Source organism: Sphingomonas epibiotica (genome assembly GCF_039615155.1).
Lineage (GTDB): Bacteria > Pseudomonadota > Alphaproteobacteria > Sphingomonadales > Sphingomonadaceae > Sphingomonas.
Genome location: NZ_JBDGHY010000001.1, coordinates 164,462 through 176,616 on the forward strand (window position 1 = coordinate 164,462; position 12,155 = coordinate 176,616).

Below are 12,155 nucleotides of genomic sequence, written 5' to 3' on the forward strand. Positions count from 1 at the left end.
CCTTTTGCTGTCGGGATGCTTGCTTTCGACGGCGCAGGATGTTGTACGGCGCGCCATGTCCATGACCGTCGCCGTCCTGCTGCCCTGCTATAACGAAGAAGCCGCGATCGCCGCGACCGTTGCCGGTTTCCGCGCCGCGCTGCCGCAGGCGACCATCTATGTCTATGACAACAACTCAACCGACCGTACGGTCGACGTTGCACGCGGCGCGGGGGCAGTGGTCCGGACCGAACGCATCCAGGGTAAGGGCGCGGTCGTCCGGCGCATGTTCGCCGATGTCGATGCCGATATCTATGTCATGGCCGATGGCGACGCGACCTATGATGCGGAGGCAGCGCCGCAACTGGTCGCGCGACTGGTCGACGAGCAACTCGACATGGTCGTGGGACAACGGGTGAGCGAGGCGGTGCTGGCCTATCGGCGTGGGCACCGGTTCGGCAATGCGATGCTGACCGGCATGCTGGCACGGCTGTTCGGGCGGAGTTTCACCGACATTCTCTCGGGATACCGGGTATTTTCACGACGGTTCGTGAAGAGCTTTCCTTCGCTGTCGGCCGGGTTCGAGATAGAGACCGAGATTAGCGTCCATGCGCTGGAACTCCGCATGCCGGTCGCAGAGGTGGCGACGCGCTATTTCGCGCGACCCGAGGGATCGGCGTCGAAGCTGTCGACCTATGGCGACGGCTTCCGGATCGCGCGTACCATCGCCACGCTGTACCGGATCGAGCGGCCCTTGTGGTTCTTCGGCGCAATCGGGCTGGCGCTGGCCGTTTTCGCGGTGATCCTCGCGGTACCGCTGGCCATCACCTATGCGCAGACCGGGCTGGTGCCGCGCTTCCCGACCGCGATCCTCGCTACCGGCCTTGTGATACTGGCGTCGCTCTGCCTGTTTTCGGGGTTGATCCTCGACACGGTGGTGCGCGGCCGGCGCGAGGTGCGGCGGCTCGCCTATCTCGCGCATCGGGCACCCGGCGACCACTAACCATCTTTCCGGGTGCGCCGCGGCAGGGTCGCCTCTTGCGTCGCCTCTCGCGAGCGCCGATGTAGGGGTCGAAATCTACTCAGCGGGAACCCAATGCACGATATTCACGACGCCCTTGTCCCCATCGTCATCGAACAGTCGAGCCGCGGCGAGCGCAGCTTCGACATCTATTCGCGTCTGTTGCGCGAGCGGATCGTGTTCGTGACTGGCGGCGTCGAGGATCATATGGCCTCGCTGATCACGGCCCAGCTGCTGTTCCTCGAATCGGAAAATCCGAAGAAGGACATCTGGATGTACATCAACTCGCCGGGCGGGGTGGTGACGGCCGGCATGGCGATCCATGACACGATGCAATATATCCGTCCGCGCGTCGGCACGGTCTGCATCGGGCAGGCGGCGTCGATGGGCAGCTTTCTGTTGGCGGCGGGCGAGCCGGGCATGCGCGTGGCACTGACCAATGCCCGGATCATGATCCACCAGCCCTCGGGTGGTGCGCAGGGCATGGCGTCGGACATCCAGATCCAGGCGAAGGAAATCCAGCGGATCAAGGACCGGATGAACGCGCTGTACGTGAAGTACACCGGCAAGCCGCTGGAAGAGATCGAACGGGCGATGGACCGCGACACCTTCCTCGAGGCGGAAGAGGCCAAGGCGTTCGGGCTGGTCGATCAGGTGTTCGACAAGCGTCCGGGCGCGCCCGAGGAAGCCACCCCGACGGCGTAAGCGGCCTGGCCGACCGCGCCTCAACCGGCGGCGCGGTCGGGTAAAGTTTTAAGGCATTGCCGGATACAAGCCTGTGTGTATCCTGACAGGCGGAAAGACGCGTCACGGCGACGCGGGAGATGAATTGAATGACGAAGCTCAGCGGCGGCGACTCCAAGAGCACCCTGTACTGCTCGTTCTGCGGCAAATCGCAGCATGAGGTGCGTAAGCTGATCGCGGGTCCGACCGTGTTCATCTGCGATGAATGCGTCGAACTGTGCAACGACATCATCCGTGAGGAGACGAAGTCGGCACTGGTCGCCAAGAAGGATGGCGGGGTTCCGACGCCGCAGGAAATCTGCAACGTGCTCGACGATTACGTCATCGGGCAGAAGCAGGCAAAGCGCGTGCTGTCGGTCGCGGTTCACAACCATTACAAGCGGTTGAACCATGGGCAGAAGGGTGCCGACGTCGAACTGGCGAAATCGAACATCCTGCTCGTCGGCCCGACCGGTTGCGGCAAGACGCTGCTGGCGCAGACGCTGGCACGGATTCTCGACGTGCCGTTCACCATGGCCGATGCCACGACGCTGACCGAAGCCGGCTATGTCGGTGAGGATGTCGAGAACATCATCCTCAAGCTGCTTCAGGCGTCGGACTACAACGTCGAGCGGGCGCAACGCGGGATCGTCTATATCGACGAAATCGACAAGATCAGCCGCAAGGCCGAAAATCCGTCGATCACGCGTGACGTGTCGGGCGAGGGCGTGCAGCAGGCGCTGCTCAAGCTGATGGAAGGCACCACCGCCTCGGTGCCGCCGCAGGGTGGTCGCAAGCATCCGCAGCAGGAATTCCTGCAGGTCGATACGACGAACATCCTGTTCATCTGCGGTGGGGCGTTCGCGGGTCTGGAGAAGATCATCGCGGATCGCCTGCAGGGCAAGTCGATCGGCTTCGGTGCCTATGTCGCCGCGCCGGAAGAGCGTCGCACCGGCGAGGTGCTGCGCCAGACCGAGCCGGAGGATCTGCTGAAGTTCGGGCTGATCCCGGAATTCGTCGGCCGTCTGCCGGTGATTGCGACGCTCGAGGATCTCGACGTGGCGGCACTCATCAAGATCCTGACCGAACCGAAGAACGCGCTGGTCAAACAGTATCAGAAGTTGTTCGACATGGAGGGCGTGAAGCTCGGCTTCAACGACGAGGCGTTGGTCTCGGTGTCGAAGCGGGCGATCGAGCGCAAGACCGGGGCGCGCGGGCTTCGCTCGATCCTAGAAGGCATTTTGCTCGACACAATGTTCGACCTGCCGTCGATGGACGGTGTCGATGAGGTCGTGGTCGACAAGGACGTGATCGAGGGCCGCAAGGAACCCGTCCGCGTCTATGCGGAGAAGAAGAAAGCGGGCGACGCGGCATAGGCTGCATCGCCAACCATCGATAGAGATGGGCGTCGGGCAACCGGCGCCCATTTCGTTTGTGCGGGCTTTCGAAGGGCTGATTCGTCGGCTACCGGCTTTGTCATGGCGATCGAACTCATCTGCCTCGATGCCGACGACACGCTGTGGCACAATATGCGCCATTTCGAAGAGGCGCAGGACGCCTTCGTCGCGATGCTCGAACCCTTTGCGGCCGCCGATGTGGCGATCGAGACGCTTGAGGCGTGCGAGGCGCGCAATTTGAAACTCTATGGCTATGGCGCCAAGGGGTTCACCCTTTCGATGATCGAAACCGCGCTCGAATTGGGCGGCGAGCGGCTGCCGAGTGGGGTGATCGCCGATCTGCTGGCGGCCGGGCGGCGGCTGTTGGCGCATCCGGTCGAACTGCTGCACGATATCGAAGCGACGCTGGATGCGCTGGCCGAACGCGGCCGGCTGGTGTTGGTTACCAAGGGCGACCTGCTGCATCAGGAGGCGAAGCTGGCGGCTTCGGGCCTCGGCGATCGCTTTTCGGGCATCGAGATCGTCAGCGACAAGACGACCGAAACCTTCACTCGCTTGTTCGAACGCTATGGCGTTGCCGCCGAACGGGCGATGATGGCCGGCGATTCGATGCGGTCGGACGTGTTGCCCGCGCTTGCCGCGGGGGCATGGGCGGCGTTCGTGCCACAAGCTTTGGCATGGTCGCATGAGGCCGCGCCGCCACCGGCCGAGCACGACCGTTTCCGGCAGTTGGCGTCGCTGGCCGAACTGCCGGACTGGATCGATACGATCGGTCGCTAACGGACGGGATAAACCGATCGACAGGGAAACATCGGTCCGACCATGGGTTGCTTTACCGTAACGAACATGGAGGCATGATGTCGGCAGCAAACGATCACGATGCGATGATGGCGGTGGAGCATTCGGAAGCGGTCGTTCCGCCCGCGACGAAGCGGGCGTTGCTCGACCGGACGGCCTTGCCATGGTGGTCTTTGCTCATTCCAATGCTCGGCCTGATCGCGATCCTCATCGACCTTGCCAAGGCCGGCGGAACCGGGGCCGTACTGGCAGCGGTCGTGATGATCGGCTGCGTGATTGCCGCGGTCCACCATGCCGAAGTCGTGGCGCACAAGGTCGGCGAGCCGTTCGGGACGCTGGTGCTGGCCGTGGCGGTGACGGTGATCGAAGTGTCGCTGATCGTGTCGCTGATGCTGTCGGGGTCCGGCGACGTCGCGACGCTGGCGCGCGATACGGTGTTCGCAGCGATCATGATCATCCTGAACTTCATCGTGGGTATTTGCGTCCTGGTCGGCGGTATCCGACACCATGAGCAACGCTTCGTCCTGCGTGGGGTAAGCGCCGCTTTGTCGGTACTGGCGGCGATGGCGGTGATGTCGCTGGTGCTGCCCAACTATACCTCGACGGTGCCGGGGCCGACGCTGTCGGCGTCGCAACTGGCGTTCGTCGCCGTCGTGTCGGTCATTCTGTATGCGACGTTCGTGATGGTGCAGACGGTGCGGCACCGCGATTATTTCCTGCCGGCGACCGACGGGTCGCTCCCGAAGGACGCGCATGCCGAGCCGCCTAGTGCCGGCACCGCGTGGATCGCCTTTGCCGTGCTTTTGGTTGCACTGGTCGGTGTAGTACTGCTCGCCAAGGACCTGTCGCCGACGATCGAGGCGGCGGTGCTGGGCGCGGGACTGCCGTTGGCGGTGGTCGGTATTCTGATCGCCGCACTGGTGCTGGCCCCCGAAAGCCTCGCGGCAGTGAAGGCGGCGCGCAAGGATCGACTCCAGACCAGTCTGAACCTCGCCATGGGATCCGCGCTGGCGACGATCGGGCTGACCATTCCCAGCGTCGCGATCGTGTCGCTGGTCATGGGCTGGCCGCTGTCGCTGGGGATCGACGGAAAGTCGACGGTGTTGTTCGCACTGTCGCTGCTGGTGTCAACGCTGACGCTGGGCAACGGGCGGACCACGGTGTTGGCGGGCATCGTCCACCTGACGATCTTCGCCGCTTATATCTTCGTCACGGTCGTGCCCTGATCTGCCGGGCGGCGAGCGCCAGTCCCGCGGCGATCTGCAACAGCGCATAGGCACGGCGACGGCCGGGATGGCCGACAAAGGGTCGGACCAGCCTTTCGGCGCCGCCCGCCTGCTCCTGCCACAGTTCGACATGGCGGCGCGGCTGCAACAGGCCGAGCATTCCGTCGCCAATCATGAAGGTTGCCGCCATTTCGGCCGATCGTTTTCCAAGCTGTTTCATGAGGTTGCAACGTTCGGCTTCGCAATCGGTGCCTGCATCCGTTCGACCGCGATCGACCGGCGCAGCAACCGCGCCATCGGATCGACGATGACATGGGCATCGGCGGGCAGGGCGATCGTCCCGCTACCATCCGCCATCGGCAGCGTCTGCACGACGCCGTCGACCTCCACTTCGACCGGCAGGGGGAAGGGGCCGTCGCCGGGCACCTTCCACCGCAGCGTCAGCGTATCGCCGTCGCGGGTCTCGATCAGATCTGGCAGGGTGCCGCGCCGGAGATAGGCGTCGAAAAACCAGCGCAGATCTCGCCCGCTTTCCTGTGCCACGGCGGTTTCGAAATCGCGGGTGGTGGCGAGGCGCGGGCGGAAATTGCCCGGCTTCGGATCGGGACGGCCATAGACCAGTCGTCGGGTCGCGGCGAAAAAGGCCCGGTCGCCGATTAGGTGCCGCAGGCTGTGCAACATCCATGCGCCCTTGAAATAGACATCGGTGCTGGGTCCTGCCTTCCCCTCCATCGCGCGCGCGGTGCGAGGCACGCCGGACACGATCGGCACCTTGGCAGCGATCCGGTCGCGCTGAATCAGCATCATCGCAATGTAGCGGGCGTCGCCCTCGCGCCACTTGGCGTAGAGCGGCTGCATATAGGCGGCGAACGATTCATGGAGCCAGAAATCGTCCCAGTCGGCCGCCGTCATTTGGTTGCCGAACCATTCATGGCTGAATTCGTGCTGGAACAGCCAGTCGAACCCTTCGGACGCCGGCTTGTAGCCGTTGCCATAGGCGTTGATCGTCTGATGTTCCATGCCGAGATAGGGCGTCTCGACCACGCCCACCTTTTGATCGGCAAAGGGATAGGGGCCAATGACCCGTTCGAAGAAGTCGAGCGTCGGCGCGAATTCGGCGAACAACTGCGCCGCTTGCGTTTCTTTGCCCGTCAGGTGCCAGAGCTGTAGCGGGATGATATTGCCGTAGCGGCTGCGGTACTCGCCTTTGATCTCGCTATAGGGGCCAACGCTGATCGCCAGCGCATAGGGGTTCACCGATCCGGAATGCCAGTTCCATGTCGTCCGCCCGTCGGGCAGCCGGTCGATGCCGCGCAACACGCCATTGGCGGGGGCCGACAGACCGGCGGGCACGGTGAAGTGCAGATCGGCCGCCCCCGGCTCACCCGCCGGAAAATCGAGACAGGGCCACCACAAATCGCAGCCCGTGAGCTGCGCGGTCGTTCCGAACCATGGCTTGCCCTGCCATTCGCTCCATACGAAGCCGTCGTCCCATGGCGCGCGCTTGGCGACGCGCGGCTGCCCGGCATAGCGGATCTCCACCGTCGCCCGCTGCCCGGCGGTCAGCGGGCGGTTAATCGCGATCTGACCACCAGCCTGCCGCCACTGGGCCTCGGGAAGGACGGTTCCGCCAATCGCGACCGCCGAAACCGTGAAGGCATCGTCGAGATCGATGACGATCCGTGGCGTCGCCGCCTGTGCGTCGATCGTAAGCACTGCCCGACCAGACAGCGCGCGGCGTTCGGGTAGCGCCTCGATCGCCAGATCGACATGTGACAGTCGTAACGCCGCGCGTTCGGGCGCAACCTCGCCCCCCGAGCGCAGCGTCATTGGGTGGACCGGCGGGACGGGGGGCAGTTTGGGGGCGGGGGCCTGCGCCCCCGCGCCGGCCAATAGCAACGCCAATGCGATTGTCACGATTCAGCTTCCCATCGACCGGAGATTGATGGGGCGGTAATCACCACCATATAGGTGTGTGGGTCCGGCAGTTCGGCCGGGTCGTGGAGTGTCCATGTCCGAGAATACCAATTCCGTTTCGTCCGAGCCGCTGAAGCTGCCGGTGCTGCCGCTGCGCGATATCGTTGTTTTTCCGCACATGATCGTGCCGCTGTTCGTCGGGCGCGACAAGTCGGTAGCCGCGCTGGAAGCGGCGATGGCGGGATCGAAGGAAATCTTTCTCGTGGCGCAGCTCGATCCGGGCGAGGACGATCCGGCCCGCGACGACCTCTACGACGTCGGCGTCTCGGCCGAAGTCATGCAGATGCTGAAGCTTCCCGACGGCACCGTCCGGGTGCTGGTGTCGGGCAAGGCGCGCGCGACTCTGACCGAACTGGAGACGGTCGACAATTATCTGGTGGCGACCGTTACGCCGGCCGATGCCGGCGGCACGACGCTGGAAGATGCCGATGAAGGCATGGACGAACGCGTCGCCGAGGCCGTCGCGCAGCCGAGCGCCGAGCTGAAGGCGCTGATGCGGTCGGTCGTCGACCAGTTCGAAAATTATGCCAAGCTCAACAAGAAGCTGCCGGCGGAAACCGCGGTCCAGCTGTCCGAGCTGGACGACGCCTCGCGCTTGGCCGACGCGGTCGCGGGCAATATCGCGGTCAAGGTCGCTGACAAGCAGGCGCTGCTGGTCGAGGCCGATCCGCACAAGCGGCTGGAGATGGTCTTCGCCTTCATGGAAGGTGAGCTGGGCGTGTTGCAGGTCGAGAAGAAGATCCGCAGCCGCGTGAAGCGGCAGATGGAGAAGACCCAGCGCGAATATTATCTCAACGAACAGTTGAAAGCGATCCAGCGCGAACTCGGCAACGAGGGAGAGGATGGCGATGGCGACGAGATCGCCGAGCTGACTCAGAAGATCGCCACGCTGAAGCTGAGCAAGGAAGCACGGACCAAGGCGACGTCGGAGCTCAAGAAGCTGAAGACGATGGCGCCGATGAGCGCCGAAGCGACGGTCGTACGCAATTACCTTGACGTGTTGCTCGGCCTGCCATGGGGCAAGAAGTCGAAGCTCAAGAAGGACATTGCCGTTGCGCAGACGGTGCTCGACGAGGACCATTACGCGCTGGAGAAGGTCAAGGACCGGATCGTCGAATATCTGGCGGTGCAGGCGCGGACCAACAAGCTGAAAGGTCCGATCCTGTGCCTTGTCGGTCCGCCGGGCGTCGGCAAGACCAGCCTCGGCAAGTCGATCGCCAAGGCGACCGGCCGCGAGTTCATCCGCCAGTCGCTGGGCGGGGTGCGTGACGAGGCCGAGATTCGTGGGCACCGCCGGACCTATATCGGGTCGCTGCCGGGGAAGATCGTAACGAATCTGCGCAAGGCTGGCGCGTCGAACCCGCTGTTCCTGCTCGACGAGATCGACAAGCTGGGCCAGGATTTCCGCGGCGATCCGGCATCGGCACTGCTCGAGGTGCTCGATCCCGAACAGAATGCGAAGTTCAACGATCACTATCTGGAGATCGATATCGATCTGTCGGACGTGATGTTCGTGTGCACCGCGAACACGCTGAACCTGCCGCAGCCGCTGCTCGACCGGATGGAGATCATCCGGCTGGAGGGCTATACCGAGGACGAGAAGGTCGAGATCGCCGAACGGCATCTGGTCGCCAAGCAGGTCGACGCGCATGGGCTGAAGTCCGGCGAGTTCGAACTGACCCAGGCGGGCCTGCGCGACCTGATCCGCTATTACACCCGCGAGGCCGGGGTACGGACGCTGGAACGTGAAATCGCTAAGCTGGCGCGCAAGGCGTTGCGACGGATCCTCGAGGGCAAGGCGACTTCGGTTACCGTTACGCCCGATAACCTCGCGGAGTTCGCAGGCGTCCGCAAATATCGCTTCGGCGTGGGCGAGGAGGAGCATCAGATCGGTGCGGTCACCGGCCTTGCCTGGACCGAGGTCGGCGGGGAGTTGCTGACGATCGAAAGCGTCACCGTGCCCGGCAAGGGGTCGGTCAAGACTACCGGCAAGCTCGGCGACGTGATGAAGGAATCGGTCGAGGCGGCGTGGAGCTACGTCAAGGCTCGCTCGCCCGGCTATGGCATCAAGCCGAGCCTGTTCCACCGCAAGGACGTGCATATCCACCTGCCCGAAGGGGCGGTGCCGAAGGACGGTCCGTCGGCGGGCATCGGGCTGGTTACGTCGATCGTATCCACGTTAACCGGCGTGCCCGTGCGGCGCGAGGTGGCGATGACCGGAGAAGTCACGCTGCGCGGTCGGGTGTTGCCGATCGGAGGGCTAAAGGAAAAGCTGCTGGCGGCGTTGCGCGGCGGGATCACCACCGTGCTGATCCCGGTCGAGAATGAGAAGGATCTGGCGGAAATCCCCGCGAACATCCGCAGCGGGCTGGAGATCATCCCGGTGTCGCATGTCGACGAGGTGCTGCGACTCGCGCTTACCGAGCCGTTGACCGCGATCGACTGGACCGAAGCGGACGATTTGGCCGCGCAACCGCCGGTGCCGGTACCCGGTATCGCCGAATCGCGACCGCATTGATCGGAGCCGGCGGGACGGGTACGACGTCCCGCCGGCCTCGTCGAACCGACGTACGCCGGCGACGCTACGCAATCCATTGGATTGCGCTAACAATGCCAATTTGCTTTGACAGCGTTCGACGGAGCGGCCTTATTGCCGCGTTCGAGTCTGGTCATATTTTTTCAGAGACGAAGGGGGTTCCACGGGATGAACAAGCAGGAGCTGATCGGGCAGGTCGCCGACCATTCGGGGCTCACCCGCGGCGATGCGATGAAGGCGGTCGAAGCGGTATTCGACGTCATCTCGGCGGCGCTCAAGAAGGGCGACGAAGTGCGTCTCGTCGGGTTCGGGACGTTTTCGGTATCGAAGCGCAAGGCATCGACCGGCCGTAATCCGCGTACCGGCGAGCCGATGACGATCAAGGCGTCGTCGCAGCCGAAGTTCAAGGCCGGCAAGGGCCTGAAGGATTCGGTGAATTAAGTTCTGGACACCATGGCCGGACCCCTTTAGGGAGCCGGCCTCCGGGTTTCCGGGCGCGTAGCTCAGCGGTAGAGCACACCCTTCACACGGGTGGGGTCACAGGTTCAATCCCTGTCGCGCCCACCAGATTAACGGCCGTCCGGCGCGTCAGACCTCTGTTGAGAGGCGACGGGCCGGGCGGCCGTTTCTGATTCCGGGCTATGCCATCCGTTCGTAAGGCGCTGTCATAAAACCGAAACCATAACGTCTCCGAAACTTCACCGGAATCGCATGTTCCCGTCATGCAGCATCCCTAACGCGGCGGCCGTGGGTCGGCCGAAGGGGGAGCCTTGGACGATCGCCGGGCCTCGCGCCCGCATAACGACCAACCAAGTTTTCGGGAGTTTCATCGGTGATGGCCAGCAGCAAGCGCTTCGGCTTTATTCTCATGGCGACCACGGCCTGTGCAGCGCTCGCCGGGTGCAGCGGCGCCGATGGCGTCGCCTCGCCGGGTGCGGGCAGCATCAACGTGACCGTACCGGCGCCCACCCCCACGCCGACCCCCACCTCGACCGCGCCGAGCGCGATCACCGCGGCGCAGTTCGCCGCGCAGACGACGGTCAATGGCATCACGATCACGTCGGACGAACAGCTGGCGATCGTCAACGCCGGCACCAACAACAACGTCAACGGCGTCGGTTCGGTGCTGAACGGCGTGTATCCGGTCGGCGCCGCATCGCTGACGACCGCGACCGATCCGTCGACGATCAACAGCTTCTTCACCAGCACCAACTATGTCGGCGCACTGAACGGCCCGACCGATACCGCCTTCCAGGGATGGACCTGCAACTCGACCTCGGCTGAATTCGGCGGTTCGGGCGCGCGCTGCACCGCGGTGCCGTTGATCGGCACCTATGCCGCCGCGACCTCGGTCTGCCCGACCGGCACGATCGACGACGGTACGAACAGCTCGTCGAACCCGTCTTTCCGCTACTGCCGCCTGCCGCAGAACATCACGACCGACCTGTCGCTGCCGAAGATCGCTGGCGTCGTCTATCGCCTGCGCGGCCAGACCGAAGTCGGTACCGATCTCGGCAGCACCGGTCCCGCAGGCGTGACGCTGACCATCGCCGCCGGTTCGGTGATCGCGGCCGACTCGTCGGAAAACACCAACGACCTGCTGCTGGTTAACCGTGGTTCGAAGATCTCCGCGATCGGCACCCGCGACGCGCCGATCATCTTCACTTCGCAGCAGAATCTGGTGAACAACGGCGTGTCGGACGCGTCGCAGGGTCAGTGGGGCGGCATCATCCTGCTCGGCCGTGCGCCGACCGCGGTCTGCGCCACCGGTACCGGACCGAACAACGCCGACGGTTCGTCGACCACCTGCCAGCAGGCGATTGAGGGCGTCACCGGCCGCTTCTATGGCGGGCCGAACGCCGCCGATAATTCGGGCCAGATGTCCTATGTCCAGATTCGCTATTCGGGCATCGCGATCAGCGACGGTAACGAACTGCAGGGCCTGACGCTGGGCGGTACCGGTAGCGGCACCGTGCTGGATCATATCCAGAGCCACAACTCGGCTGACGACGGCATCGAAATCTTCGGTGGCACCACCAACCTGAAGTACATCGCCATCACCGGCGCGGACGATGACGGCTTCGACATCGACAACGGCTATCGCGGCTTCATGCAGTTCATGATCGCTGCGCAGCGTCTGGTCGGCGCGACCGCCGACTCGTTCTCGACCGAGATCGACTCGAACAACGGCGAAGACCTGCTGCCGCGCACGTACAGCACCTACGCCAACTTCACCTTCATCCAGACCGCGCTCGCCCCGGCGGCAATCCGTCAGCGCGGCGGTTCGGACATGCGCTACGTCAATGGCGTGGTGAAGTCGGTCGGCAACGTCGCCTGCGTCAACCTGATCGCCGGCGAAACCAGCGCGTCGGATCGCTCGACCATCCGTGCGGCGGACACCACCAAGCAGGATGCCGGCCCGCCGGTATTCTCGTCGGTCTACTTCGCCTGCCAGGGCCGCTGATCCGACCTGTCGCGTAGCCCGCGATGACACGCCG

The 12,155-nt window shown here is 64.2% G+C and carries 10 protein-coding genes and 1 tRNA gene; 9 read left to right on the top strand and 2 right to left on the bottom strand.

The window, feature by feature from the left end:
• Positions 1 to 55 precede the first annotated feature (55 nt).
• The 5 genes from AAIO73_RS00860 to AAIO73_RS00880 all read left to right on the top strand — a co-directional run bounded on the left by AAIO73_RS00860 (position 56) and on the right by AAIO73_RS00880 (position 5,144).
• Complete coding sequence (locus AAIO73_RS00860) at positions 56 to 982, top strand: glycosyltransferase family 2 protein (RefSeq protein ID WP_345875598.1); 927 nt, start codon at positions 56 to 58, stop codon at positions 980 to 982.
• A 93-nt stretch (positions 983 to 1,075) separates the two neighbouring features.
• Positions 1,076 to 1,705, top strand: coding sequence for an ATP-dependent Clp protease proteolytic subunit (locus AAIO73_RS00865; protein WP_345875599.1), 630 nt, complete (start codon positions 1,076 to 1,078; stop codon positions 1,703 to 1,705).
• 128 nt (positions 1,706 to 1,833) lie between these two features.
• Positions 1,834 to 3,099, top strand: a complete 1,266-nt coding sequence (gene clpX / locus AAIO73_RS00870; RefSeq protein WP_055756400.1) for an ATP-dependent Clp protease ATP-binding subunit ClpX — start codon at positions 1,834 to 1,836, stop codon at positions 3,097 to 3,099.
• A 102-nt stretch (positions 3,100 to 3,201) separates the two neighbouring features.
• Positions 3,202 to 3,900: an HAD family hydrolase gene (locus AAIO73_RS00875; protein ID WP_345875600.1), complete on the top strand. Its 699-nt coding sequence runs from the start codon at positions 3,202 to 3,204 to the stop codon at positions 3,898 to 3,900.
• A 74-nt stretch (positions 3,901 to 3,974) separates the two neighbouring features.
• Complete coding sequence (locus AAIO73_RS00880) at positions 3,975 to 5,144, top strand: calcium:cation antiporter (RefSeq protein WP_345875601.1); 1,170 nt, start codon at positions 3,975 to 3,977, stop codon at positions 5,142 to 5,144.
• Here the strand turns inward: AAIO73_RS00880 and AAIO73_RS00885 are convergent.
• Positions 5,128 to 5,364, bottom strand: coding sequence for a hypothetical protein (locus AAIO73_RS00885; protein WP_345875602.1), 237 nt, complete (start codon positions 5,362 to 5,364; stop codon positions 5,128 to 5,130). The two genes, AAIO73_RS00880 and AAIO73_RS00885, sit on opposite strands and share 17 nt — an antisense overlap.
• Positions 5,361 to 7,061, bottom strand: coding sequence for a M1 family metallopeptidase (locus AAIO73_RS00890; protein ID WP_345875603.1), 1,701 nt, complete (start codon positions 7,059 to 7,061; stop codon positions 5,361 to 5,363). The genes AAIO73_RS00885 and AAIO73_RS00890 overlap by 4 nt, the downstream gene beginning before the upstream one ends.
• 94 nt (positions 7,062 to 7,155) lie before the next feature.
• On the opposite strand from AAIO73_RS00890, the gene lon reads away from it, so the two are divergent.
• The 4 genes from lon (at position 7,156) to AAIO73_RS00910 (ending at position 12,121) form a co-directional block, all read left to right on the top strand.
• A complete protein-coding gene (gene lon, locus AAIO73_RS00895; protein WP_345875604.1) occupies positions 7,156 to 9,639 on the top strand; it encodes an endopeptidase La in 2,484 nt (827 codons plus the stop codon).
• Between the two features lie 186 nt (positions 9,640 to 9,825).
• Positions 9,826 to 10,098, top strand: coding sequence for an HU family DNA-binding protein (locus AAIO73_RS00900; RefSeq protein WP_055756411.1), 273 nt, complete (start codon positions 9,826 to 9,828; stop codon positions 10,096 to 10,098).
• A 51-nt stretch (positions 10,099 to 10,149) separates the two neighbouring features.
• Positions 10,150 to 10,224, top strand: a tRNA-Val gene (locus AAIO73_RS00905).
• 268 nt (positions 10,225 to 10,492) lie between these two features.
• Complete coding sequence (locus tag AAIO73_RS00910) at positions 10,493 to 12,121, top strand: beta-helix domain-containing protein (RefSeq protein ID WP_345875605.1); 1,629 nt, start codon at positions 10,493 to 10,495, stop codon at positions 12,119 to 12,121.
• Positions 12,122 to 12,155 lie beyond the last annotated feature (34 nt).